The following is a 24692-nucleotide window of genomic DNA, read 5'->3' on the forward strand; positions in this document are numbered from 1 at the left end:
GTCAGTCGGTGGCGAGGACGGCCAGGATCTGCTCGCCGTACTTGGCGAGTTTGTTCTCGCCGACCCCGCTGATCCGGGACAGCTCGGCGAGGGTGCCCGGCGCGTCGCTGGCGATCTGTCGGAGAGTGGCGTCGTGGAAGATCACGTACGCCGGGACGCCCTGCTCCTTGGCGGTGGCCGCGCGCCAGCCGCGCAGCCGCTCGAACAGCGACGCGGCGGCCGGGGTCAGCTCGGCCACGACGGTGGACGAGCCGCGCGGCTTCGACGAGCGACTCGATGCCGGCTTCTCCGGCTCGCGCCGCATGGTGACCGTGCGGCGGCGGCCGAGGACGTCGGCGCTCGCCTCGGTCAGCGCCAGGGTGCCGTAGTCGCCTTCGACGGCGAGCAGCCCTTCGGCGAGTAGCTGCCGGACGACGCCCCGCCACTCCGCCTCGGTCAGCTCGGGGCCGATGCCGAAGACGGTCAGCGAGTCGTGACCGTACTGGCTGATCTTGTCGGTCTGCTTGCCGAGCAGGATGTCGATGCAGTGCCCGGCACCGAACCGCTGGTTGCGTTCACGGTCGAGCCGGAAGACGGTGGACAGCAGCTTCTGGGCGGCGACGGTGCCGTCCCAGGACTCCGGTGGGGTGAGGCAGGTGTCGCAGTTGCCGCACGCGGCCGTCGTCGTCTCGCCGAAGTATTCGAGCAGCTGGACCCGCCGGCAGCGCACCGTCTCGCAGAGGGCGAGCATCGCGTCCAGGTGCGCGGCGAGGTTGCGGCGGTGGGCGAGGTCACCGTCCGACGTCTCGATCATCTTGCGTTGCTGGACGACGTCCTGCAGCCCGTACGCCAGCCAGGCGGTGGACGGCAGGCCGTCGCGGCCGGCGCGCCCGGTTTCCTGGTAGTAGCCCTCGACGGACTTGGGTAGGTCGAGGTGGGCGACGAAGCGCACGTCGGGCTTGTCGATGCCCATGCCGAAGGCGATGGTGGCCACCATGACCAGGCCGTCTTCCCGCAGGAAGCGCTGCTGGTTGGCGGCGCGGGTGCCCGCGTCCAACCCGGCGTGGTACGGCAGGGCGGCGACCCCGTTGGCGGTGAGGAACTCCGCCGTCTTGTCGACCGAGGCCCGGGACAGGCAGTAGACGATGCCGGCGTCGCCGGGGTGCTCGTCGCGCAGCAGGGTCAGCAGCTGCTTGCGCGGCTCCCGCTTGGGCACGATCCGGTACTGGATGTTGGGTCGGTCGAAGCTGGCCACGAAGTGCCGGGCGTCGTCGAGCTTGAGCCGGGTCGCGATCTCGGTGCGGGTGGCGCTGGTCGCGGTGGCGGTCAGGGCGATGCGGGGCACCTGCGGCCAGCGTTCGTGCAGCATCGACAGCGCGAGATAGTCGGGGCGGAAGTCGTGCCCCCACTGGGACACGCAGTGCGCCTCGTCGATCGCGAACAGGGAGATGCGCCCCCGGTCCAGCAGGGCGAGGGTGGACCGGACGCCGAGCGCCTCCGGGGCGAGGTAGAGCAGGTCCAACTCGCCGGCGACGAAGGCCGCCTCCACCCGGCGCCGGGCGTCCAGGGTCTGGGTCGAGTTGAGGAACCCGGCGCGTACGCCGACGGCGGTGAGGGCGTCCACCTGGTCCTGCATGAGCGCGATCAGCGGGGACACGACGACCGCGACCCCGTCGCGGACCAGAGCCGGGATCTGGTAGCACAGGGACTTGCCGCCACCGGTGGGCATCAACACCAGCGCGTCGCCGCCGGCGACCACATGGTCGATCACGTCCTGCTGGAAACCACGGAAGGCGTCGTAGCCGAACACCCGGCGCAGCACCGGCAGCGCGCCCTCGGTCCGCAGGTCGGTGGGAGAAGCCATCCGGGGAGTCTACGAGCCGACGCCGACAGCGCCCGCCCGGCGCACCCGGGCGGGGGCGCCGGGTGCCGCGGTCAGCCGGGTTGGTTGGACCGGTTGGCGAGGCCGCGCGGCGGGGCCTTCATCCCGACCACGATGTCGACGATTTCGATGTAGCGGGCCTTGTTGCCCATTCGGAAGGCGGTGGCCGCTGCGTTGATCTCTTCGAGGGTGTCGGCCTCGACCATGGTGACCTGGTCGTACCTGCCGTTCACGCCGGTGCAGACGACGTGGGTGAGCTGCTTGGCGAAGCGGCCCAGGTCGCGGGCGTGCTCGGCGGAGACCTCGTGGATGCCCTCGCGGCCGAGGGCGAAATACTCGGGACTGATCCGCATGAACAGGAAACCGACGTACTTGTTCTTGTCCGCCAGGTCGTGCATCGCGCCTCCAGATGTCGGTTTGACCTGCGACGATCACGCTGAGCATATTGACGATTACTGATCGTCATCAAGTGCGCGCGCTGTCGGGAGGGCGACCGTCGAGCGGCCCGCGGACGCCGCCCGGCCACGGGTGCCGGGACTCGACCCGGTGGCGGGATAGAGTCGCTGATTGACCAATCGCGGCCGAGGGCGGCCGCGGCGCCACGGCTTGGGGGTACGGGTGAGCGAGGCGCGCACAGCCGGTGACCGGATCGACGGCCCGGATGCCGATGACGAGCAGGTGGCGGCCGAGTCGGAGACCACGCTCGTGGTGGTCACCGGCGTCTCCGGTGGTGGCCGCAGCACGGTGGCCCGGGCGTTGGAGAACGTCGGCTACTACGTCGTCGACAACCTGCCGCAGGCACTGATGCTGGACATGGCCGAGCTGGCGTTCAAGGCGGGGGGCGCGGCCAGGCGTACCGCGATGGTGCTGGACGTGCGGTCCCGGGCCTTCTCCACCGACCTGGCCGGGGCGATCCGGGAGCTCAAGGAGCGCGGCTTCTCGCCCCGGGTGGTCTTCGTCGACGCCGACGACGAGGTGCTGATCCGGCGGTTCGAGAGTGTTCGCCGGTCGCACCCGTTGCAGGGTGACGGGCGGCTGGCCGACGGCATCGCCGTCGAGCGTGGCCTGCTGGAGGAGGCGCGCGACCAGGCCGACGTGATCATCGACACCAGCCACCTGAACGTCAACCAGCTCCGGCGGCGCATCGAGGAGCTGTTCGGCGGCGAGGACGCCCGCCGGCTGCGGGTCACCGTGCTGTCGTTCGGCTTCAAGTACGGCCTGCCGCCGGACGCCGACTTCGTGCTGGACGCCCGCTTCCTGCCCAACCCGTACTGGGTGCCGGAGCTGCGGGAGCACACCGGGCGGGAGGAGGCGGTCAGCGCGTACGTGCTGGGTCAGGAGGGCGCGGACGCCTTCGTCGCGTCGTACGCCGACCTGGTCAACGCCACCACGACCGGCTTCGAGCGGGAAGGCAAGCGGTACCTCACCGTCGCCGTGGGCTGCACCGGCGGCAAGCACCGCAGCGTGGCCATCGCCGAGGAGTTGGCCAGCCGACTGCGCCACTCCGGGCTCGCCGCCAACGCCCAGCACCGCGACCTGGGGCGGGAATGACGGCCCGGCGGGTGGTGGCGTTCGGCGGCGGGCACGGCCTCTCCGCCTCGCTGCGCGCGCTGCGTCACTGCGCTCCCGAACTCGACCTCGACATCACCGCGGTAGTCACGGTGGGTGACGATGGCGGCTCCAGTGGTCGGCTGCGCGCCGAGCGCGGTGGCCTGCCCCCGGGGGACCTGCGTCAGGCGCTGGTGGCGTTGGCCGGGGACCACCCGGCCACCCGGCGCAGCGCCGGGCTGTTCCAGCACCGCTTCGCCGCCCTGCCGGTGGGCGTACCCCGGTCCGCCGACGCCGACCCGGGCGCGACCGCGGGCGACGACCCGGACCGGGACGGCGCCGCCCACCGCGGCGCCGCCCACCGCGGCGGCGACGGAGCGTCGGCCGGGACCGACACCAGCTGGGCCGGGACCGACACCACCTGGGCCGGGGCCGACGGGGCGGCGACCGGCGGCGACGGCCTGGCCGGGCACGCGGTGGGCAACCTGGTGCTCTGCGGTCTCATGGAGCTGCTCGGCGACCCGGTGGCCGCGCTGGAGCACGCCGGCGCGATGCTCGGCGCGGTCGGCCGGGTGTTGCCGATGTCCCGCCAACCGGTCGGGATCGAGGCACGGGTACGCGGGGTCGACCCCGCCGCCCCGGACGAGGTGCGGACGGTGAGCGGCCAGCACCAGGTGGCCGTCACCACCGGGCGGGTCGAGTCGCTGCGCCTCACCCCGGGCGCCCCACCGGCCTGCGCCGAGGCGATCGAGGCGATCCGGGCCGCCGATTGGTTGATCTTCGGGCCGGGCAGCTGGTACACCAGCGTGCTTCCGCACCTGCTGGTGCCGCAGTTGGCCGACGCGATCGTCTCCACCTCGGCCCGGCGCCTGGTCACGCTGAACCTCGCCGCGGAGAAGGAGACCCTCGGGCTCTCCGTCGCCGACCACCTCGCGGCTCTGCACTGGTACCTGCCCGAGCTCAAGGCGGATTTCGTGCTCGCCGACGCCAAGGCGGTGGGTGACCCCGAACCGGTCGAACGTGCGGCAGAATCGCTGGGTGCCCGCCTGGTCCTCGCCCCCGTCGCCGTCACCGACGGCACTCCCCGCCATGATCCGGCTGCCCTGGGCGCCGCGCTGGTGCCTGTCCTGGGCGCCGATCGTTAGACACGTACGTAATCTCCGGCGACACGCCGGAACAGGTCCGTGAGGGGACGCACAATGGCGATGACGGCCGCGGTCAAGGACGAGCTGAGTCGGGTCGACGTGCCCAAGCCCTGCTGTCGGCGGGCGGAGATGGCCGCGCTGCTGCGCTTCGCCGGCGGGCTGCACATCGTCTCCGGCCGCGTGGTGGTGGAGGCTGAACTGGACACCGGGGCGGTGGCCCGGCGACTGCGCCGGGAGATCGCCGAGGTCTACGGGTACCCCAGCGAGATCCACGTGCTGGCCTCCGGTGGGCTGCGCAAGGGCAGCCACTTCATCGTGCGGGTGGTCAAGGACGGCGAGGCCCTCGCCCGGCAGACCGGCCTGCTCGACGTGCGGGGCCGCCCGGTGCGAGGGTTGCCCCCGCACGTGGTGGCGGCGAACGTCTGCTGCGCGGTCTCCGCCTGGCGGGGCGCGTTCATGGCGCACGGCTCGCTCACCGAGCCCGGCCGATCCAGCGCCCTGGAGATCACCTGCCCGGGGCCGGAGTCGGCGCTGGCACTGGTCGGCGCGGCCCGCCGCATCGGCATCACCGCGAAGAACCGCGAGGTACGCGGGGTGGATCGGGTGGTCGTCAAGGACGGTGACGCGATCGCCGCGCTGCTCACCCGGATCGGCGCGCACTCCAGCGTGCTGGCCTGGGAGGAGCGTCGGGTACGCCGCGAGGTGCGGGCCACCGCGAACCGGCTCGCCAACTTCGACGACGCCAACCTGCGCCGTTCGGCGCGGGCGGCGGTCGCCGCCGCCGCCCGGGTCACCCGTGCCCTGGAGATCCTCGCCGACGAGGCGCCCAACCACCTGACCGACGCCGGGCGGCTGCGCCTGGAGCACCGGCAGGCCTCGCTGGAGGAGCTGGGCGCGCTGGCCGACCCCCCGCTGACCAAGGACGCCATCGCCGGGCGAATCCGCCGGCTCCTGGCGCTGGCCGACAAGCGGGCCCGCGACCTCGGCATCCCGGATACGGAAGCAGCCGTCACGCCCGACATGCTCGTGGTCTGATAGGACGGTGGGGCCGCACGGTGCGCCCGGGAGCACGACCCGGCGCAGCGTGGTCTCGCACGCTCGGATATGGTCGCTGAGTACGGCAAGGGGGCCGACACCGGCACTTCTCGTCGTGCCCACCGCCTCGGGCGGTCAGGTCCTCAGACCGCGCGGCGGGGTGGCCGAGATGAACCGTCGACGGCCGGCTCCAACGGTCGGCGCACACCATTCCCGCCGGCCCGTTGTCTGTAGCCGGCGGACCAGAACGCGAGGAGATGGGACCTGTGACCATCCGGGTTGGCATCAACGGCTTTGGCCGAATCGGCCGTAACTTCTTCCGGGCAGTGCTGGCGTCTGACGCCGACATCGAGGTCGTGGCGGTGAACGACCTGACCGACAACGGCACGCTTGCCCACCTGCTCAAGTACGACAGCATCCTCGGCCGCCTGCCGTACGAGGTCAAGGCCACCGCCGACGAGATCACCGTCGGTGGCAAGACCATCAAGGCGTACGCCGAGAAGGACCCGTCGAAGCTGCCGTGGGGCGAGGTCGGCGCCGACGTCGTCATCGAGTCGACCGGCTTCTTCACCGACGCCACGAAGGCCAAGGCGCACGTCGACGGCGGGGCCAAGAAGGTCATCATCTCCGCCCCGGCGAAGAACGAGGACGTCACCGTCGTCATGGGTGTCAACCACGACACCTACGACCCGGCGAAGCACACCATCATCTCCAACGCCTCGTGCACCACCAACTGCCTCGCCCCGATGGCGAAGGTGCTGCACGACACGTTCGGCATCCAGCACGGTCTGATGACCACGATCCACGCGTACACCCAGGACCAGAACCTCCAGGACGCACCGCACTCGGACCTGCGTCGGGCCCGGGCCGCCGCGCTGAACATCGTGCCGACCTCCACCGGCGCCGCCAAGGCGATCGGCCTGGTCCTGCCGGACCTCAAGGGCAAGCTCGACGGGTACGCCCTGCGGGTGCCGATCCCGACCGGTTCGGTCACCGACCTCACCGTCAACGTGGGTCGCGAGACCACCGTCGACGAGGTCAACGCCGCGCTGAAGGCCGCCGCGGACGGCCCGCTCAAGGGCATCCTGGTCTACAACGAGGACCCGATCGTCTCCACCGACATCGTGACCGACCCGGCGTCGTGCATTTTCGACGCGCCGCTGACCAAGGTCGTCGGCAACCAGGTCAAGGTCGTCGGCTGGTACGACAACGAGTGGGGCTACTCCAACCGGCTCGTCGACCTCGTCAAGCTGGTCGGTTCGTCGCTGTGAGCATCCGGACCCTCGACGACCTGCTCGCCGAGGGGGTGTCGGGTCGGCGCGTGCTGGTGCGCGCCGACCTGAACGTCCCGCTCGACAAGCAGACCGGCGCCATCACTGATGACGGGCGGATCCGGGCGGTGCTGCCGACCCTCGGCGCGCTGGTCGAGGCCGGCGCGAAGGTGGTCGTCTGCTCGCACCTGGGCCGCCCGAAGGGCGCCCCGGACCCGCAGTTCAGCCTCGGCCCGGTCGCCGGGCGGCTCGGTGAGCTGCTCGGCGCGCCGGTGCACTTCGCCACCGACACCGTCGGTGACTCCGCCCGCTCCACCGTCGCGGACCTGGCCGACGGCCAGGTCGCCCTCCTGGAGAACCTGCGTTTCAACGCCGGTGAGACCAGCAAGGACGACGCCGAGCGGGGCGCCTTCGCCGACCAGCTCGCCGCGTTCGGCGACGCGTACGTGGACGACGCGTTCGGCGCCGTGCACCGCAAGCACGCAAGTGTCTTCGACGTGCCGGCCCGGTTGCCGCACGTCGCGGGCCGGCTGGTGCTGCGTGAGGTCGAGGTCCTCTCCAAGCTCACCGGTGACCCCGAGCGCCCGTACGTGGTGGTGCTCGGTGGGTCGAAGGTGTCCGACAAGCTCGCGGTGATCGAGGCCCTGCTGCCCACGGTCGACCGGCTGCTCATCGGTGGCGGGATGTGCTTCACCTTCCTCAAGGCCCAGGGCCTGGAGGTGGGCACCTCCCTGCTGGAGAAGGACATGGTCGAGACCTGCCGCAACCTGCTGGAGCGCTCCGGCGGCAAGATCATGCTCCCGGTCGACGTGGTGGTCGCGGACGCGTTCGCCCCGGACGCCGCGCACGACACGGTGCGGGTCGACGGCATCCCGAGTCACCGGCTCGGCCTGGACGTCGGGCCGGAGACGGTGGCCGGCTTCAGCGCCGCGCTGTCCCAGGCGAAGACGATCTTCTGGAACGGTCCGATGGGCGTGTTCGAGATGCCGGCCTTCGCGGCGGGCACCCGGGGGATCGCCGAGGCGATCACCAAGGCCGACGCGTTCAGCGTCGTCGGCGGCGGTGACTCGGCGGCGGCGGTCCGCGCGTTGGGGCTGGACGAGTCGTCCTTCGGGCACATCTCCACCGGTGGTGGCGCCTCCCTGGAATACCTCGAGGGCAAGACCCTCCCCGGCATCGCGGCCCTGGAGAACTGAATGTCGAGCACCACCCGCCGGCCGTTGATGGCCGGCAACTGGAAGATGAACCTCAACCACCTCGAGGCCAACCTGCTGGTGCAGAAGCTGGCGGCGAGCCTCACCGAGAAACAGCTCACCGACGTCGAGACGGTGGTGCTGCCGCCGTTCACCGATCTGCGAACCGTGCAGACCGCGGTGGACGGGGACAAGCTGCTGATCGGCTACGGCGGGCAGGATCTGTCGCCGCACGCGTCCGGCGCGTACACCGGGGACATCTCCGGGCCGATGCTGGCCAAGCTCGGCTGCACCTACGTGGTGGTCGGGCACTCCGAGCGGCGGGCCTACCACAACGAGGACGACGCCCTGGTCAACGCCAAGGTCAAGGCGGCGTTAACGCACGGCCTGACGCCGATCCTCTGCGTGGGGGAGGGGCTGGACATCCGCGAGCAGGGCACCCATGTGGCGCACTGCTCCGAGCAGCTCGACGGGGGCCTCGCCGGGCTCACCCCCGAGCAGGTGCGGCAGGTCGTGATCGCGTACGAGCCGGTCTGGGCGATCGGCACGGGCAAGACCGCCACCCCGGAGGACGCTCAGGAGGTCTGCGGGGCGGTGCGTCAGCGGCTGGCGGAGCGCTACGACCAGGAGACCGCCGACCAGGTTCGGGTCCTCTACGGCGGCTCGGTCAAGGCGTCCAACATCGCCTCGATCATGGGCCAGCCGGACGTGGACGGGGGCCTGGTGGGGGGCGCCAGCCTGGACGCGGAGGAATTCGCTCAGATCTGCCGGTTCCCGGAGCACCTTGCTCGCTGATCGCTCGGTATCCTGGACACCGCCCGTCCGACGGTCGGTGCCGCCGTGCCCGATCAGACCGGGCGAGGATCGCTACGAGAGGAACTGACCCCAGCCATGCCGATCTGGTTCGCATACACGTTGATCGTGTTGCTGGTCATCACGAGCATTCTGCTCACCATGCTGATCCTGCTGCACCGCGGCAAGGGCGGTGGTCTGTCGAGCATGTTCGGCGGTGGCGTCAGCTCCAGCCTTGCCGGCTCCTCGGTGGCGGAGAAAAACCTGGACCGCTACACCGTTCTGGTGAGTGTCGTCTGGTTCGCCGCCATCGTCGGGCTCGGGCTCTGGCTGCGCCTCCAACTGAACAGCGGCGCCTGAGCAGGCTCAGTAAGTCGTACAATCTGCGCGCGGTTCGTCACTCGACGGGCCGCGCGCAGGCTTTTCTCCGCTGCACCGCGTCGCCCGCCGCTGCACCCCCGAAGACGGCGGGTCCCCTCCGACGACAGGAGCGAGCAGCCGTGCCGAGTGGCAACGTTATCCGGGGAGCCCGGGTCGGGTCCGCACCCATGCGCCCGGACGAGCGGCACCAACCCGCCCCCCGACAGGACGTCACCTACTGGTGCCGTAACGACCATCAGGTCGACATCCGGATCGCCGCGGACGTCGAGCCCCCTCCCGTGTGGGACTGCCCCCGCTGCGGCCTGCCCGCCGGCCGGGACGCGCAGAACCCGCCGGGGCGGGTCCGCGCCGAGCCGTACAAGAGCCACCTGGCGTACGTGAAGGAGCGGCGCACCGCCGAGGAGGGCGAGGCCCTGCTGAACGAGGCGCTCGCCGCGCTGCGCCGCCGACGCGGCGAGTAGTGGGTCTGCGCCGCCGACGCGACGGGTGACGGGTCTGCGCCGCCGACGCGACGGGTGACGGCTCCGCGCTTAGCGCAGGCTGCGCAGCCGCGCGGGCACGTCGGCTGCCGCCGCCCGGTCCAGCAGCCAGCGGGTGCGGTCCACGCCGCGTACCCCGGCGGCCGGCAACTGCACCGGCCCGGCGCCGGCCAACGCCATCCCCACCGCGTGAGCCTTGTCGGCGCCGCCGGCCACCAGCCAGACCTCTTCGGCGGTGTTGATCGCCGGCAGGGTGAGGGTGGTCCGCACCGGCGGCGGCTTGGGGCTGCCCCGCACCGCGCTGACCGGACGGGTCTCGTAGCTCACCGGGTGCTCGGGGAAGACCGAGGCCACGTGGCCGTCCTCGCCGACGCCCAGCATCAGCACGTCGAAGTGCGGCAGCGTGGCGTGCCCGGGCCGGGCGGCGCGCGCCAGCTCCTGCGCGTACGCCGCTGCCGCCGCCTCCGGGTCGTTGCCGGCCGGGCCGTCCGAGGCCGGCATGGCGTGCACCCGGGCCGGGTTCAGCGGAACCACGTCCAGCAGGGCAGCTCGGGCCTGGGTCTCGTTGCGGTCGGGGTCACCGGCGGGCAGGAACCGTTCGTCACCCCACCACACGTCGACCCGGGACCAGTCCACCGCGTCGCGGGCCGGCAGCGTCGCCACCGCCCGGTACACGGCCGCGGCGATCCGACCTCCGGTCAGCACCACCGAGGCCTCACCCCGGTCGGCCTGGGCGTCGAGCAGTTTCACCAGCAACCGGGCCGCCACGGCCTGCGCCAGCAGGTCGGCGTCGGCGTGGACGGCGACACTCGCCTCACTCATGGGTTGCGCCTTCGTTTCCCGACCGCGAGGCGGTCGCTGTCGCGTCGTTGCCCGGGCCGTTGTGACCGAGGTGGGGTGTTTCGGGGCAGGGCCGGTGCGTACCGACCCCGCCCCAACGTCGTACCCGGCTGGGCTCAGCCCTGGCTGCTCGTGCCGGTGTGTGCGGTGACCCCGGCCTCGGCGCGCTGCGCGGTGGCCGGATCCTTCCAGACGTGGACCCGCTGCGCGGGACGCTGCTCCAGCCCGCGTAGGCCGACCGTCGCGCCCAGCGCCTCCGCGTACACCTGGTCGGCGTCCAGACGGCGCAGCTCCTCGGCCAGCTCGTCACCGAGCGGACGACGGACCAGCGGCAGAGCCCGATCGTCCTGGCCGGTACGCCGGAACACGGCCATGCTGTCCTCGCGGGTCAGCGTCAGCTGGTCGCCGTTGGCGCAGCTGAGCTGCACCTCCCGCATCCGGGGGAACTCGTCGCTGTCCACCCGGCGCGGGGTGATGCCGAGCCGGCTGGACAGCCAACCGGCCATCAGAGTCGCCGTCGGGTCGGTGGGCGGCGCGACGATGGTCGCCTCGGTGACCTGGGCGCTGGTGGTGTCGAACGCTCCGGCGACCAGGGTCCGCCACGGGGTGATCCGGGTCCACGCCAGGTCGGTGTCACCGGGGGCGTAATCCCGGGCACGCTGCCGTAGCGCCTCCACCGGGTCGGCGGCCTGCGCGGAGTCGGTGATCCGCCGGTCGGCCACCACCCCGAGGAAGTCGGTGGCGATCTCCGCCGGCGGCTCGCCGTGCCACCAGGTGACCACCGGTACGTCGGGAACGAGCAGCGGCATCACGACCGACTCGGCGTGCAGGGCCAGCCGGCCGTACATCCGGGTGACCACCGCCTCGCAGGGACCGAGCCGGCCACCGACCACGATCTCCGCGTCCAATCGGTTGCGGTCCCGCTCGATCTCCGAGCGCACCACCACCACCAACCGGCACGGGTGCGCGGCGGCGGCGATGGTCGCCGCGGCCTCCGCCTCCCGGACCCGCTTCTCGTCGACCACCACGATCAGGGTGAGCGCCATTCCGCTGGCCACCCCGCCGGCGCTGCGCCGCTCGGCGGCGAGCGCCTTGACCACCTCGTTGCCGGTGGTGTCCCACAGCCCGATCATGCTCGTCTCCAAGCGCGACCCTCACGGGCCAACATCTCGTCGGAGGCCCGGGGGCCCCACTCACCGGCTCGGTACGGCTCCGGGGTGGTGCCCGCCCAGGCGTGCTCCAGCGGGTCGATCACCTGCCAGCTCTGCTCGACCTCGGCCGCGTCCGGGAACAGGGTGCGGTCGCCGATCAACACGTCCAGCACCAGACGCTCGTACGCCTCGGGGCTGGACTCGGTGAACGCCTCGCCGTACTGGAAGTCCATCGCGATGTCGCGGACCTCCATGGTGGTGCCCGGCACCTTCGAGCCGAACTTGAGCACCACGCCCTCATCCGGTTGCACCCGGATGACCAGCTGGTTGTTGCCCAGCGACTCCATGTCGGCGTCGTTGAACGGCAGGTGCGGCGCCTTCTTGAACATGATGGCCACCTCGGTGACCCGCCGGGGCAGTCGCTTGCCGGCTCGGATGTAGAACGGCACCTCCGCCCAGCGGCGGTTCTGGATGCCCAACCGCACCGCCACGTACGTCTCCGTGGTGGAGTCGGGGGGGACGTCCCGCTCGTCCCGGTAGCCGACCGCGCGTTCGCCGCCGACCCAACCGGGCAGGTACTGACCACGGACGGTGTCCCGGGTGACGTCCTTGGGCAGCGTGATGGCCTTGAGCACCTTCAGCTTCTCGGCGCGGATCTCGTCGGCGTCGAAGCTGGTCGGCTCCTCCATCGCCACCAGGGCGAGGAGTTGGAGGAGGTGGTTCTGCAGCACGTCGCGGGCGGTGCCGACGGTGTCGTAGAAGCCGGCCCGGGTGCCGATGCCGACGTCCTCGGCCATGGTGATCTGCACCGAGTCGACGTACTTGGAGTTCCACAGCGGCTCGAACAGGTTGTTGGCGAACCGCAGGGCGAGGATGTTCTGAACCGTCTCCTTGCCCAGGTAGTGGTCGATCCGGAAGACGTCCTGCCGGGTGAACACGTCGTCGACGAGGTCGTTGAGCGCCTTCGCCGAGGGCAGGTCGTTGCCGAACGGCTTCTCCACCACGACCCGGCGCCAACCACCGGACTTCTCGTTGTCGGCCATCCCGGTGCGGGCCAGCTGCTTGAGTACGACGGGGAACGCGGCCGGCGGGATGGAGAAGTAGAACGCCGCGTTGCCGGCGATGCCGTGGGTCTGGCGCAGATCGTCAAGCGTCGTCGCAAGCTGGTCGAAGGCCGCGTCGTCGTCGAAGGAACCGCCGACGAACTTGATGTTGCCAGCCAGCCGCGCCCACACCTCCTCCCGCCAGGGGGTGCGGGCGTGCTTGCGGGCAGCCTCACAGGCCAATGTCTCGAAGTCGCCGTCACCCCAGTCGCGACGCGCGAAACCGAGCACCACGAAACCGGGCGGCAGCAACCCCCGGTTGGCCAGGTCGTAAACCGCGGGGAGCAGCTTCTTGCGGGCCAGGTCGCCGGTCACCCCGAAGATCACCAGAGCGCAGGGCTCGGGGATCCGGGGCAACCGGCGGTCCTGCGGGTCGCGCAGCGGGTTCACCGAGCCACCTCCTCGCTCCGCTTCAGTCACGTCGTCCATCCTCACGCCCGCAGATCACCGGCCGCGTCCAGTAGTTGGGCGACACCGGCGGCCCGGTCGGTCAGGTGCAACCGCAGCAGCGGCCGCTGCCGACCGGCGAGGGCCTGCCGGTCCCCGGCGGCCTGCGCCGCCTGCAACTCACCGAAGGTGTACGGCTTGCCCGGCACCGCCAGGTCCTCGGCGACCGCGCCGGTCACCTGGAGGTAGCTGCCCACCTGCGGACCGCCCTTGTGGTACTGACCGGTCGAGTGCAGGAACCGGGGACCCCAGCCGAAGGTGACCGGCCGGCCACTCGCCTGGGCCAGCAGCGCCCGCAGCCGGGCCGCGTCGGCGTCGGCGAACCGGTCGAGGTACGCCATCACCGCGAGGTAACCGTCGTCGCCCAGCCCGTCGAGCAGCCAGCGCAGCACACCCGCCAGGTCACCGGGGGCGCCCTGCGGGGCGTACACCTCGATCGCGCCCTCGGTGAACGACGGCGTCTCCGCCGGCAGGCCCGAGGCCAAAATCTTGTTGGTGTTCTCCTTGGACTCGGTGACGTTCGGCTGGTTGAACGGGTCGATGCCGAGCACCACGCCGGCCACCGCGGTGGCGTACTCCCAGGCCAGGAACTGCGCGCCCAGCGGACCGTTGACGGCCACGTCCGGGGCCGCGCCGCCGCCCGGCACGTCACCGGGAGCCAACGCGCCGCCGTAGCTGACGGTCAAGACGTCCGCGCCGGTGGCGCCGGGGCTCTGCGGGGACTCCACGACCACCGGGAGGATGCCCACCCCGGCCTTGCCGGTCGACTCGGCGATCAGCTGCTCGGCCCAGTCGCCGAGCCCGTCGATGCCGGTGCCGTCGGAGACCAGGGCGACCTTGTCGCGGGCCAACGTGGCCGCCGCGCCCAGGGCGGCGCCCAGCGCCAGCGCCGGGTTGTTCTGATCCGCGCCGAGCGACGTGGCCAACGCGTCGGCCTGGTCGAGCAGTTCCGCGACCTCGACCCCGGCCAGCGCCGAGGGCACCAGGCCGAACGCGGTCAGCGCCGAATACCGGCCGCCGACGTTCGGGTCGGCGAGCACGGTGAACGCGCCCATCTCGGTCGCGGTGGCCTCCAACGGCGAACCCGGGTCGGTGACGATGACGAAGTGCCGCCCGGCCTCCGCCTCGGTCATCCCGGCGTCCAGGAACGCCTGCCAGTAGGCACGGCGGTGGCTGTCGGTCTCCACCGTCGACCCGGACTTGCTGGCCACCACCACGACGGTGCGCTCCAGCCGGTCACCGAGGGCCGCCCGGACCTGGCCCGGGTCGGTGGTGTCCAGCACGGTCAGCGGGCGACCCAACGTCTGGGTGATCACCTCGGGGGCGAGCGACGAGCCGCCCATGCCGGCGAGCACCACGTGGTCCAGGTCGGCCAGCTCCGCGGTCAGCTCGGCCAGCTGCACGAGCAGCTCACGGCTACGCCGGTGGGTGTCCACCCAGCCCAGCCGGATCTTCGCCTCGGCCTCGGCGTCCGGACCCCACAGGCTCGCGTCCTTGCCCGCCAGCTTGCCCGGGACGCCGGCCTTGACCAGCGCGTCCCGGGTCGAGGCCGGCGCGGACTTGTCGATCGCGTCCGCGCCGTACACGGCGAGCCCGGCGGCTGCCTCCACCGGCCCGGCAAGCAGGTCACTCATGCCGTCACTCCGCTTCGCTGCGTGCCGTCATGAGGCACCTCGGCACTGAGCCTGCTGATTCGCTCGCTTCGCTCGCTCATGCCGTCACTCCGCTTCGCTGCGTGCCGTCATGAGGCACTTCGGCACTGAGCCTGCTGATTCGCTCGCTCATGCGCCGCCCGCCTTCTCGGCGGCGTTGGCGTTGCCCTTGGCCGCCTTGTTCGGCGAGCCCTTACCGCTGCCCGCCGCCCCCAGGGACTTGCGGACGCCGTCGAGCAGCTCCTGCCAGCTGGCTTCGAACTTCTCCACGCCCTCGCGCTCCAGGGTGGCGATCACGTCGGCCATGTCCACCCCGACCGACTCCAGGTCGGCGAAGACCTTCCGGGCCGCGTCGTACGCGCCGGTGATGGTGTCGCCGCGGGTCTCGCCGTGATCGGCGTACGCGTGGATGACCGACTCCGGCATGGTGTTGACCGTGCCGGGGGCGATCAGCTCCTCGACGTAGATGACGTCCCGGTAGTCCGGGTTCTTCGTCGAGGTGGACGCCCACAGCGGCCGCTGCGGGTGCGCGCCGGCGGCGGCGAGCGCCTTCCAGCGGTCCGAGGAGAACACCTCGGTGTAGCGCTCGTACGCCAGCTGGGCGTTGGCGACGGCGGCCTTGCCCCGCAGCGCCTTGGCCTGGTCCGAGCCGACCTTCTCCAGCCGCTTGTCGACCTCGGAGTCGACCCGGGAGACGAAGAACGACGCCACCGAGCCGATCTTCGACAGGTCGTGACCGTTGGCCTTGGCCTGCTCCAGACCGGCCAGGAACGCCTCCATGACCGCCGAGTAGCGGTCCAGACCGAAGATCAGCGTGACGTTGACGCTGATCCCCTCGGCGAGGGTGTCGGTGATCGCCGACAGGCCCTCCTCGGTGGCCGGGATCTTGATGAAGAGGTTGGGCCGGTCGACCAGCCACCACAGCGCCTTGGCCTCGGCGACGGTCTTGTCCGCGTCGTGCGCGCTGCGCGGGTCCACCTCGATCGAGACGCGGCCGTCGACACCGTCGCTGCCGTCGTACGACGGGCGCATCACGTCGCAGGCCCACCGCACGTCGTACGTGGTGAGCATCCGCACGGCCTCTTCCACGTCCACCCCACGGGTGGCGAGGTCGTGCAGCTGCCAGTTGTACTCGTCGGCGTCGCTCAGCGCCTTCGCGAAGATCGTCGGGTTGGTGGTGACGCCGGCCACGTGCTTCTCGCGGCGCAGCTGGTCCAGCCCGCCGGAGCTCAACCGCACCCGGGAAAGGTCGTCGAGCCAGACCGCCACACCCGCGGCGGTGAGCTCATTCAGCTTGTCCGTCATGCCGTCCACGCTCCCTCAGTTGCCGGTCGTGAAACCGGTGATGTCGCCCACCCGGGCCAGCGAGGCGTGTGCCGCCGCCACGATCCGGTCGGGGGTGAACCCGAACTGCTCGAAGAGCACGGTGTGCGGGGCGCTCGCTCCGTAGTGCTCCAGGCTGACGCTCTCGCCGTGGTCACCGACGATTCCGCGCCAGGACATCGCGATGCCCGCCTCCACGCTCACCCGTGCCTTTACCCCGCGTGGCAGAACCGACTCCCGGTACGCCTCATCCTGCTCCTGGAACCACTCTTGGCAGGGCATCGAGACCACCCGGGTCGGGGTGCCGTCGGCCTCCAGCCGCTCCCGGGCGGTCAGGCAGAGCTGCACCTCGGAACCGGTGCCGATGATGATCACCTGAGGCTTGCCGTTGGACGCCTCGGCCAGTACGTAGCCGCCCTTGGCCACGCCCTCCGCGCTGCCCAGGACGTCGCGGTCCATGGTCGGCAGCGGCTGACGGCTCAGCGCCAGCGCGGTGGGCCGGTCGGTGTGCTCCAGCGCCTGCCGCCAGGCCCAGGCCGTCTCGTTGGCGTCCGCCGGCCGGACCACGTCCAGGCCCGGGATGGCCCGCAGCGCGGTCAGGTGCTCCACCGGCTGGTGGGTCGGGCCGTCCTCGCCGAGACCGATCGAGTCGTGCGTCCACACGTACGTCACCGGGAGCTTCATCAGCGCGGCCAGCCGCACCGACGGACGCATGTAGTCGCTGAACACGAGGAACGTGCCGCCGTACGGGCGGGTGCCACCGTGCAGGGCGATGCCGTTGAGGATCGCGCCCATGGCGTGCTCACGGATGCCGAAGTGCAGCGTGCGGCCGTACTCGTGTCCGGGGAAGTCCTTGGTGGCGTGCGCGGCCGGAATGAACGACGGCTCGCCCTTCATGGTGGTGTTGTTGCTCTCGGCCAGGTCGGCCGAGCCGCCCCACAGCTCCGGGAGCACCGGCGCGAGCGCCTCCAGCACCTTGCCGGAGGCGGCCCGGGTGGCCACCCCCTTGGCGTCCGCGGGGAACACCGGCAACGCGTCGGCCCAGCCCTCGGGGAGTACGCGGCCAGCCAGCCGCTCGTAGAGCGCGGTCCGCTCCGGGTTGGCCTTCTTCCAGGCGTCGAACGCGGCGGTCCACTCCTGCTCGGCCTTGTCGCCGCGACCCATCACCGTGCGGGCGTGGCCGAGCACCTCCTCGTCGACCTGGAAGGTCTGCTCCGGGTCGAAGCCGAGGATCCGCTTGGTGGCCTTCACCTCGTCGGCGCCGAGCGCCGAACCGTGGATCTTGCCGGTGTTCTGCTTGTTGGGCGCGGGCCAGCCGATGATGGTGCGCAACGCGATGAAGGAGGGACGGGCGGTGTCCGCCTTGGCGGCCAGCAGCGCCGCGTACAGCGCCTCGACGTTCTCCTGGTAGTCGCCCTGGTCGGCGTCACCGCTGCGCCAGTCGACGGTCTGCACGTGCCAGCCGTACGCCTCGTAGCGGGCGGCCACGTCCTCGCTCTTGGCGATCCGGGTGTCGTCCTCGATGGAGATCTCGTTGTCGTCGTAGATCACCGTGAGGTTGCCCAGCTGCTGGTGCCCGGCGAGGGCGCTGGCCTCGTGGCTGATGCCCTCCTCGATGTCACCGTCGGAGACGATGCACCAGATGTCGTGGTCGAAGACGGACGCGCCGGGCTCGGCCTCGGGGTCGAACAGGCCGCGCTCGCGGCGGGCCGCCATGGCCATGCCGACCGCGTTGCCCAGACCCTGCCCGAGCGGGCCGGTGGTGGTCTCCACACCCGGCGTGTGCCCGTGCTCGGGGTGCCCCGGCGTCTGCGAGCCCCACTGCCGCAGCGACTTCAGGTCGCCCAGGCTCAGCGGGTAGCCGGAGAGGAACAGCTGGATGTAGAGCGTCAGGCTGGAGTGCCCGGCGGAGAGGACGAACCGGTCGCGGCCGGGCCAGTTCGGGTCGGCCGGGTTGTGTCGCATGACGCGGTTGAAGAGGAGGTACGCCGCGGGCGCGAGGCTCATCGCGGTGCCCGGGTGGCCGTTGCCGGATTTCTCTACGGCGTCCATGGCCAGCACGCGGACGGTGTCTACGGCCCGGCGATCGAGGTCGGACCAGTTCAGTGCGGAGTGCTCGGGTCGTTTAACAGCCACGATGGTTGTGCTCCTCGGCAGATGGGCGGAACCCTCACCGATGACCTTATCGAGCGTCCCTAAACGTGCGCCCGGGGATCTGTGCATGGTGTGCGCTACGTGACCATCCGGATGCGCGGTTCAACCCGGTGGTGTGACGGCCCGCACCGTTGTCGGGTCGGCCGGGCAGCCAAAACGACGACGCGTAGTGTGTGGGGCGGTATGTGGACCCGCAGTGGTCCCGGCCGATCCGACTCTCCCCGTGCCCGATGCCGGAAGGTGGCAATCCGTGAGCATGATCACCGAGCGCCCCGCGAGCAACCCGGCCGGGCAACGTCCGGCGCGGGCGGCCGAGGGCCCGGTGGCCCGGCGGGACGTACGCGCGGTCCTCTCGGCGTACGTGGCGCTCACCAAGCCGCGGATCGTCGAGTTGCTGCTGGTCACGACCATCCCGGCGATGATGCTCGCCGAGGGCGGGCTGCCGTCGCTGTGGCTGATGGCCGTCGTGCTGATCGGCGGCTCGCTCGCCGCCGGCGCGGCCAGCGTGCTCAACTGCTACATCGACCGGGACATCGATCAGTTGATGCGGCGTACCAAGCGTCGGCCGCTGCCGGCGCACACCGTGTCACCGCGAAGCGCACTGATCTTCGGCCTGGTGCTGGCGGCGGTGTCGGTGGCGCTGATGGCGGCGTTCACCAATCTGCTGGCCGCCGGGCTGACCCTCGCCGCGATCGCCTACTACGACCTCGTCTACACCCTGTGGCTCAAGCGCTCCACTCCGGCGAACACCTTCTGGGGCGGCGCCTGCGGTGCGGCCCCGGTGCTGATCGGGTGGGCGGCGGTGACCGGCTCGCTGGCGCCGGCCGCGTGGGGGCTCTTCGCGGTGGTGTTCTTCTGGCAGATGCCGCACTTCTACCCGCTCGCGATGAAGTACAAGGACGACTACGCCCGGGCTGGCATCCCGATGCTGCCGGTGGTCGCCTCGATCCGGCGGGTGAACGCCGAGATTCTGATCTTCGCGTGGCTCACCGTGCTCACCTCCCTGGCCGTCTGGCCGCTGGGGCTGAGCGCGATCTACGGGGTGCCGACGCTGGTGGTGGGCGCCATCTTCGTGGTCGAGGCGCACCGGCTCTGTCGGCGCGCCACCCGCGGCGAGGCGGTCAAGCCGATGCGACTGTTCCACTGGTCGACGACGTACCTGACGATCGTCTTCGTGGCCGTCGCGCTCGACGCGTTGATCTGACCCGTTCCGCACGGCGGCTCGGAGCGGGGTGCCCGTCAAGATCTGACGACTAATCATGGACGTGGATGAGTTGTCCGGGTTTAACGTCACATCAGAGTAACTTTCGGCATGAGTCGGATCGGCTCAACTCGGGGCGGCTGCGAGGCGCTTTGTCAACGTGTTCTGAGCACAAAAGTCCTGATATAAACGGACAGCAAACCTGTGGTCGTCCTTAAACCTGTAGGTAATTGGCATCACAAAAGGTTCATGGTTCTCGCCCGACGGGGTGCGAGTCTGCTTAGGCTTCGCGTCATGGCAGATGGTTCCGATACGACGCTGACGGCCGAGCAGACCGCCGACGAGCAGGCGCACCACGGCCTGGTCGCGGGCCTCAAGGCGTTCGCCGCCGGGCACGGCGGCGCGAAGGCGGTCATCGAGTACGTCGGCAAGCGTGGCGCGCGAATCGTGCTGGTGGGTTCGGACGGTGAGTGGGGCGACCAGTTCGCCGAGGACACCGTCACCGCCCGGGAGGCGTGCGCCCAGGCGGGAGTCACCGTCGAGAACGCCTGGGAGCGTGAACTGATGGACCAGATGCGTCCGAGCAACGACCTGTGGCGGTCGATGGCCCGGCGCACGATGGCCCGCTGAAATAGACACCTGAATTGACCACTCATCACCAGTCGACCCGGGGGAAACCCCGGGTCGCTCTCGTCACCTGTGCCGACCTGGTCGACCTCGACCCGGACGATCGGCTGGTCCTCGCCCCGCTCGCCGCCCGCGGCGTCGCCGTCGCCACGGTGGTCTGGGACGATCCCGACGTCGACTGGTCGTCCTACGACCTGGTCGTGCTCCGCTCACCCTGGGACTACGCGCTGCGCCGCGACGAGTTCGTGGCCTGGGCGGCCACCGTTCCGGCGCTGGTCAACCCGGCCGACGTGGTCCGCTGGAACACCGACAAGCGCTACCTCGCCGAGCTGAGCGCCGCCGGGGTGCCGACCGTGCCGACGTCGTGGATCGAACCGGGGGAGAGCTGGCAACCGCCCGCCGAGACCGGCGAGTACGTGCTCAAGCCCGCCGTCAGCGCCGGCAGCCAGGACACCGGCCGGTACGACCTGGCCGACCCGGAACACCGGGACCTGGCCGCCGCACACGTTCGCCGGCTCGCCGCGGCCGGCCGGGTGACCATGGTTCAGCCGTACCTGCGTGCCGTCGACACCGAGGGCGAGACGGCACTGCTCTTCCTGGCCGGCCCGGACGGGCTCACGTTCAGCCACGCGATCCGCAAGGGCCCGATGCTGACCGGGCCGGACCTCGGCCCCGACGGGCTCTACAAGGCCGAAGAGATCACCGCCCGTACCGCCCGACCCGAACAACTGGCGGTGGCCGAGCGGACCCTCGCGATGGTGCCCGGCGGCACCCGGCAGCTGCTCTACGCCCGAGTCGACCTCATCCCCGGCCCGGACGGCGAGCCGGTCCTGGTCGAGCTGGAGCTGACCGAACCGTCGCTCTTCATCGGGTACGCCGACGGCGCCCCCGAACGCCTCGCCACCGCGATCACCACCCACCTGGCCCGCAACGCCTGACCCACCACGAGCGCCCCTCCAGGGCCGCCCGCCCGAGCTGCCAGCCGTGCGGTCTGCTGGGCGTGTCCGCGGCACCGGGAAGATCGCGCAACATCCTGGTTGAAGTGGCTTCCCGGCGCTTAGTGGCCACTAGATCCTGGTTTGAGCGCGATCTTGGCGCGTCTCGCGCCTGTCGGAGGCAGCAACATCGGGGAAGTCGCTCGGATGTGGGGCGCGGGGGCGGCTCGTTGGTCGAGCGGTCAGGCGGTGACTGGTACCGGGGTGGCGGCGTCGGTCGGGGCGGCCGTAGCTGACGGCGTGACCGGGCGGCGTTCCCGGGTGGACCACTGCACCGCCAGGGTGGCCAGCAGCACCAGGCAGGAGCCGAGCATGTGCGCGCCGACGAGGAGCGCCGGCAGGTGGGTGAGGTACTGCACGAAGCCGATCAGGCCCTGGCTCAGCTCCACGGCGACCAGGACGATCGCGGCGCGGGTCGCCCGCTGCGCGCCGACGGACCGGAACGCGAAGATGAGCGCCACCGAGAGGCCGATCAGCAGGAAGACGGCGTCGGCGTGCACCTGGGAGATCGACTCCGGGTCCAGATTGTTGCGGGCCGCGCCCTGATCGCCTGCGTGTGGGCCGCTGCCGGTGACCCAGGTGCCGATGACCAGCACGGCGACGCTGACCACGGTGGTGATGCGGGCCAGCGCGCGCAGCGGTGCGGGCACCACGGCAACGGCCGGGCCGTCGGGGTCGCCGATGCGCCGCCAGAGGGCGTACGCGGCGGCGATCACCGCCATCGAGGCGAGGAAGTGCAGCCCGACCACCCACGGGTTGAGGTTGGTCAGCACGGTGATGCCACCGATCACCGCCTGGGCGGGGATGCCCAGGAACACGGCGACGGCCAGCGCGAGGATCCCGGGCCGGCGGGGCCGGTGGGCCAGTACGGCCAGCACGGTGGCCAGCGCGATCAGGCCCACCGCGAAGGTCAGCATCCGGTTGCCGAACTCGATCACCCCGTAGATGCCCATCTCGGGGGTGGTGACGTACGAATCGTCGGTGCACCGGGGCCAGGTGGGGCAGCCGAGGCCCGATGCGGTCAACCGGACGGCCCCGCCGGTGACGACGATGCCCACGTTCGCGATGATCGAGGCGAGCGCGAGGCGGCGCAGCAGGATGCCGGAGACCGGACGGACGATTCGGTTCACGGCGCAAATCCTACGCACCGTAGTGATCGAGGTTTGTCCGACTCCGTCGGCTCGGTGGTTCGGATCACCGGGGCCCGGGTTTGCGACCCTCCGGGTAATTACGTAACGTTGGCGTTGTGAAAAACGCGGCGGCGCTCTCCGGGCACCAGTCGGCGGCCGTCCCGGCCGTCGGTGCGTCCGCGTCCGCGCCCGTCGTGGCCACGCCGGCGACCCTTGCCGGCGCGGCGGCGGCAGAGGTCTCCACCCGGGACCGGGTCACTCAGCTGCTGCTTGAGCAGGGTGCGACCACCGCCGCTCAGCTTGGCGCGGCTCTCGGGCTCAGCCCGGCGGCGATCCGCCGGCACCTGGACGCGATGCTCGCGGACGGTGACGTCTACGCCCGCGAGCAGACCGTGCAGGGCAGCCGTGGTCGGGGGCGCCCGGCCAAGGTGTTCCTGCTGACCGAGGCCGCTCGGGTGCGCTGTGGCACACACCACTACGACAATATGGCGACCGCCGCGTTGCGCTGGATCGCCCGCAGTGGCGGCTCGGACGCGGTCGAGGCGTTCGCCACCGAGCAGGTGTCCGCCCTCGAGTCCCGTTGTCGGACGGCCATGGAGGACGCCGGCGACGACCCTCTCGCCCGAGCCGAGGCACTCGCCGCGGCGCTCACGGCCGAGGGTTACGCTGCCAACGCGACCACGATCGCCTCCGGCGGCCAGCTCTGTCAGCACCACTGCCCGGTGGCGCACGTGGCCGCCGAGTTTCCCCAGCTGTGCGAGGCCGAGACCGCGGTTATCTCCCGTTTGGTCGGCACCCACGTGCAGCGTCTGGCCACCATCGCGCACGGCGACGGGGTGTGCACCACGCACATTCCGACCCAGCCGGTCCGCGCTCAATCCGGTAATCCCGTCACCACTGTGAGGACAGATAGATGACCGAGCAGATCGTCCAGCCCCTGACCCAGGAAGAGCAGCTCGCCGCCCTGGGCCGGTACGAGTACGGCTGGTCCGACCCGGACGCCGCCGGGGCGGTCGCCCAGCGCGGCATCAACGAGGCGGTGGTGCGGGACATCTCGGCCAAGAAGAACGAGCCGGCGTGGATGCTCGACCTGCGGCTGAAGGGCCTGCGGCTGTTCGGCCGTAAGCCGATGCCGGCCTGGGGCGCGGACCTCACCGGGATCGACTTCGACAACATCAAGTACTTCGTGCGGTCCACCGAGAAGCAGGCCACCAGCTGGGAGGACCTGCCCGAGGACATCAAGAACACCTACGACCGGCTGGGCATCCCGGAGGCGGAGAAGCAGCGTCTGGTCGCCGGTGTCGCGGCGCAGTACGAGTCGGAGGTCGTCTACCACAAGATCCGCGAGGATCTTGAGGAGCAGGGCGTCCTCTTCCTGGACACCGACACGGCGCTGCGCGAGCACGAGGACGTCTTCAAGGAGTACTTCGGCACGGTGATCCCGGTCGGCGACAACAAGTTCGCCGCCCTGAACACCTCCGTGTGGTCCGGTGGCTCGTTCATCTACGTGCCGAAGGGCGTGCACGTGGAGATCCCGTTGCAGGCCTACTTCCGGATCAACACGGAGAACATGGGCCAGTTCGAGCGGACGCTGATCATCGTCGACGAGGGTGCGTACGTGCACTACGTCGAGGGCTGCACCGCGCCGCTCTACTCCTCCGACTCGCTGCACAGCGCGGTCGTGGAGATCATCGTCAAGAAGAACGCGCGCTGCCGTTACACGACCATCCAGAACTGGTCGAACAACGTCTACAACCTGGTCACCAAGCGTGCCGTCTGCCACGAGGGCGCGACCATGGAGTGGGTCGACGGCAACATCGGCTCCAAGGTGACCATGAAGTACCCGGCGGTCTACATGACCGGCGAGCACGCCAAGGGCGAGGTGCTCTCGGTGGCGATGGCCGGCGAGGGTCAGCACCAGGACGCCGGCGCCAAGATGGTGCACGCCGCGCCGCACACCTCCTCGACCATCGTGTCGAAGTCGATCGCCCGTGGCGGCGGCCGCACCTCGTACCGGGGTCTGGTGCAGGTGCTGGAGGGTTCGCACCACAGCCGGAGCACGGTCAAGTGCGACGCGCTGCTGGTCGACACCATCTCCCGCTCGGACACCTACCCGTACGTCGACATCCGCGAGGACGACGTGTCGATGGGGCACGAGGCGACCGTCTCCAAGATCAGCGACGACCAGCTCTTCTACCTGATGAGCCGGGGGCTGAGCGAGGACGAGGCGATGGCCATGATCGTGCGCGGCTTCATCGAGCCGATCGCCAAGGAGCTCCCGATGGAGTACGCCCTGGAGCTCAACCGCCTGATCGAGCTTCAGATGGAGGGCGCGGTCGGCTGACGCCGCCGCTCCCAGGTGGC

At 71.0% G+C, this 24692-nt stretch carries 22 protein-coding genes; 13 read left to right on the forward strand and 9 right to left on the reverse strand.

What is annotated here, in order from left to right:
- Window position 1: 1 nt before the first annotated feature.
- Together recQ and AB0J33_RS28305 are read right to left on the reverse strand one after the other, a co-directional pair.
- Window positions 2–1843 carry a DNA helicase RecQ gene (gene recQ / locus AB0J33_RS28300; protein WP_363617662.1) on the reverse strand — a complete coding sequence of 614 codons (1842 nt, stop codon included), beginning with the start codon at window positions 1841–1843 and terminating at the stop codon, window positions 2–4.
- A 71-nt stretch (window positions 1844–1914) separates the two neighbouring features.
- Complete coding sequence (locus AB0J33_RS28305) at window positions 1915–2259, reverse strand: hypothetical protein (RefSeq protein ID WP_363617664.1); 345 nt, start codon at window positions 2257–2259, stop codon at window positions 1915–1917.
- Between the two features lie 250 nt (window positions 2260–2509).
- On the opposite strand from AB0J33_RS28305, the gene rapZ reads away from it, so the two are divergent.
- The 8 genes from rapZ to AB0J33_RS28345 all read left to right on the forward strand — a co-directional run bounded on the left by rapZ (window position 2510) and on the right by AB0J33_RS28345 (window position 9687).
- Complete coding sequence (rapZ, locus tag AB0J33_RS28310) at window positions 2510–3412, forward strand: RNase adapter RapZ (RefSeq protein ID WP_354947724.1); 903 nt, start codon at window positions 2510–2512, stop codon at window positions 3410–3412.
- Entirely contained in the window at window positions 3409–4554 is a 1146-nt protein-coding gene (locus AB0J33_RS28315; protein ID WP_363617666.1) for a 2-phospho-L-lactate transferase CofD family protein, read from the forward strand. The genes rapZ and AB0J33_RS28315 overlap by 4 nt, the downstream gene beginning before the upstream one ends.
- A gap of 54 nt (window positions 4555–4608) precedes the next feature.
- Window positions 4609–5589, forward strand: a complete 981-nt coding sequence (gene whiA / locus AB0J33_RS28320) for a DNA-binding protein WhiA (protein WP_030337350.1) — start codon at window positions 4609–4611, stop codon at window positions 5587–5589.
- 266 nt (window positions 5590–5855) lie between these two features.
- A complete protein-coding gene (gene gap / locus AB0J33_RS28325; RefSeq protein WP_088988543.1) occupies window positions 5856–6860 on the forward strand; it encodes a type I glyceraldehyde-3-phosphate dehydrogenase in 1005 nt (334 codons plus the stop codon).
- Window positions 6857–8056, forward strand: a complete 1200-nt coding sequence (locus tag AB0J33_RS28330; RefSeq protein ID WP_363617671.1) for a phosphoglycerate kinase — start codon at window positions 6857–6859, stop codon at window positions 8054–8056. Before gap ends, AB0J33_RS28330 begins: the two co-directional genes overlap by 4 nt.
- Window positions 8057–8848, forward strand: a complete 792-nt coding sequence (gene tpiA, locus AB0J33_RS28335; protein WP_363617673.1) for a triose-phosphate isomerase — start codon at window positions 8057–8059, stop codon at window positions 8846–8848. It begins immediately after the preceding gene.
- 96 nt (window positions 8849–8944) lie between these two features.
- On the forward strand, window positions 8945–9205 hold the full coding sequence (gene secG, locus AB0J33_RS28340; RefSeq protein WP_363617675.1) for a preprotein translocase subunit SecG: 261 nt from the start codon (window positions 8945–8947) through the stop codon (window positions 9203–9205).
- Window positions 9206–9345: 140 nt separating this feature from the next.
- A complete protein-coding gene (locus AB0J33_RS28345; protein ID WP_363617677.1) occupies window positions 9346–9687 on the forward strand; it encodes an RNA polymerase-binding protein RbpA in 342 nt (113 codons plus the stop codon).
- Between the two features lie 69 nt (window positions 9688–9756).
- Here the strand turns inward: AB0J33_RS28345 and pgl are convergent, their stop codons facing one another.
- The 6 genes from pgl to tkt all read right to left on the reverse strand — a co-directional run bounded on the left by pgl (window position 9757) and on the right by tkt (window position 18357).
- Window positions 9757–10527: a 6-phosphogluconolactonase gene (gene pgl, locus AB0J33_RS28350; RefSeq protein WP_363617679.1), complete on the reverse strand. Its 771-nt coding sequence runs from the start codon at window positions 10525–10527 to the stop codon at window positions 9757–9759.
- Between the two features lie 134 nt (window positions 10528–10661).
- Window positions 10662–11678 (reverse strand): glucose-6-phosphate dehydrogenase assembly protein OpcA, encoded by a 1017-nt coding sequence (locus AB0J33_RS28355; protein ID WP_363617681.1) that lies wholly within the window; start codon window positions 11676–11678, stop codon window positions 10662–10664.
- Complete coding sequence (zwf, locus tag AB0J33_RS28360; protein WP_363617683.1) at window positions 11675–13228, reverse strand: glucose-6-phosphate dehydrogenase; 1554 nt, start codon at window positions 13226–13228, stop codon at window positions 11675–11677. Before zwf ends, AB0J33_RS28355 begins: the two co-directional genes overlap by 4 nt.
- Before the next feature lie 2 nt (window positions 13229–13230).
- Window positions 13231–14880 carry a glucose-6-phosphate isomerase gene (locus tag AB0J33_RS28365; RefSeq protein WP_363617685.1) on the reverse strand — a complete coding sequence of 550 codons (1650 nt, stop codon included), beginning with the start codon at window positions 14878–14880 and terminating at the stop codon, window positions 13231–13233.
- Window positions 14881–15027: 147 nt separating this feature from the next.
- Complete coding sequence (gene tal / locus AB0J33_RS28370; RefSeq protein ID WP_363617687.1) at window positions 15028–16203, reverse strand: transaldolase; 1176 nt, start codon at window positions 16201–16203, stop codon at window positions 15028–15030.
- A 15-nt stretch (window positions 16204–16218) separates the two neighbouring features.
- Window positions 16219–18357 (reverse strand): transketolase, encoded by a 2139-nt coding sequence (gene tkt / locus AB0J33_RS28375; RefSeq protein WP_363617689.1) that lies wholly within the window; start codon window positions 18355–18357, stop codon window positions 16219–16221.
- A 268-nt stretch (window positions 18358–18625) separates the two neighbouring features.
- Between tkt and AB0J33_RS28380 the strand changes: the two genes are divergently transcribed.
- The 3 genes from AB0J33_RS28380 to AB0J33_RS28390 all read left to right on the forward strand — a co-directional run bounded on the left by AB0J33_RS28380 (window position 18626) and on the right by AB0J33_RS28390 (window position 21141).
- Entirely contained in the window at window positions 18626–19579 is a 954-nt protein-coding gene (locus AB0J33_RS28380) for a heme o synthase (protein WP_363617691.1), read from the forward strand.
- A 291-nt stretch (window positions 19580–19870) separates the two neighbouring features.
- Window positions 19871–20206: a hypothetical protein gene (locus AB0J33_RS28385; protein ID WP_363617693.1), complete on the forward strand. Its 336-nt coding sequence runs from the start codon at window positions 19871–19873 to the stop codon at window positions 20204–20206.
- Between the two features lie 14 nt (window positions 20207–20220).
- Window positions 20221–21141 (forward strand): hypothetical protein, encoded by a 921-nt coding sequence (locus AB0J33_RS28390; RefSeq protein WP_363617695.1) that lies wholly within the window; start codon window positions 20221–20223, stop codon window positions 21139–21141.
- Between the two features lie 239 nt (window positions 21142–21380).
- On the opposite strand, the gene AB0J33_RS28395 is transcribed toward AB0J33_RS28390, so the two are convergent.
- Window positions 21381–22346, reverse strand: coding sequence for a COX15/CtaA family protein (locus tag AB0J33_RS28395; RefSeq protein ID WP_363617697.1), 966 nt, complete (start codon window positions 22344–22346; stop codon window positions 21381–21383).
- Between the two features lie 98 nt (window positions 22347–22444).
- On the opposite strand from AB0J33_RS28395, the gene AB0J33_RS28400 reads away from it, so the two are divergent.
- Both AB0J33_RS28400 and sufB read left to right on the forward strand, forming a co-directional pair.
- Window positions 22445–23245 (forward strand): ArsR family transcriptional regulator, encoded by an 801-nt coding sequence (locus tag AB0J33_RS28400; protein ID WP_363617699.1) that lies wholly within the window; start codon window positions 22445–22447, stop codon window positions 23243–23245.
- Window positions 23242–24672, forward strand: a complete 1431-nt coding sequence (gene sufB / locus AB0J33_RS28405; RefSeq protein WP_074312771.1) for a Fe-S cluster assembly protein SufB — start codon at window positions 23242–23244, stop codon at window positions 24670–24672. The genes AB0J33_RS28400 and sufB overlap by 4 nt, the downstream gene beginning before the upstream one ends.
- Window positions 24673–24692: the final 20 nt, after the last annotated feature.

The organism is Micromonospora sp. NPDC049645, assembly GCF_040675155.1.
Lineage (GTDB): Bacteria > Actinomycetota > Actinomycetes > Mycobacteriales > Micromonosporaceae > Micromonospora.

Excerpts from the sequence above, each read along its gene's own strand:
- recQ (WP_363617662.1), bottom strand. The coding sequence starts at position 1,843 with ATGGCTTCTCCCACCGACCTGCGGACCGAGGGCGCGCTGCCGGTGCTG.
- AB0J33_RS28305 (WP_363617664.1), bottom strand. The coding sequence starts at position 2,259 with ATGCACGACCTGGCGGACAAGAACAAGTACGTCGGTTTCCTGTTCATG.
- AB0J33_RS28315 (WP_363617666.1), top strand. The coding sequence starts at position 3,409 with ATGACGGCCCGGCGGGTGGTGGCGTTCGGCGGCGGGCACGGCCTCTCC.
- whiA (WP_030337350.1), top strand. The coding sequence starts at position 4,609 with ATGGCGATGACGGCCGCGGTCAAGGACGAGCTGAGTCGGGTCGACGTG.
- tpiA (WP_363617673.1), top strand. The coding sequence starts at position 8,057 with ATGTCGAGCACCACCCGCCGGCCGTTGATGGCCGGCAACTGGAAGATG.
- secG (WP_363617675.1), top strand. The coding sequence starts at position 8,945 with ATGCCGATCTGGTTCGCATACACGTTGATCGTGTTGCTGGTCATCACG.
- pgl (WP_363617679.1), bottom strand. The coding sequence starts at position 10,527 with ATGAGTGAGGCGAGTGTCGCCGTCCACGCCGACGCCGACCTGCTGGCG.
- AB0J33_RS28355 (WP_363617681.1), bottom strand. The coding sequence starts at position 11,678 with ATGATCGGGCTGTGGGACACCACCGGCAACGAGGTGGTCAAGGCGCTC.
- zwf (WP_363617683.1), bottom strand. The coding sequence starts at position 13,228 with ATGGACGACGTGACTGAAGCGGAGCGAGGAGGTGGCTCGGTGAACCCG.
- AB0J33_RS28365 (WP_363617685.1), bottom strand. The coding sequence starts at position 14,880 with ATGAGTGACCTGCTTGCCGGGCCGGTGGAGGCAGCCGCCGGGCTCGCC.
- tal (WP_363617687.1), bottom strand. The coding sequence starts at position 16,203 with ATGACGGACAAGCTGAATGAGCTCACCGCCGCGGGTGTGGCGGTCTGG.
- AB0J33_RS28385 (WP_363617693.1), top strand. The coding sequence starts at position 19,871 with ATGGCAGATGGTTCCGATACGACGCTGACGGCCGAGCAGACCGCCGAC.
- sufB (WP_074312771.1), top strand. The coding sequence starts at position 23,242 with ATGACCGAGCAGATCGTCCAGCCCCTGACCCAGGAAGAGCAGCTCGCC.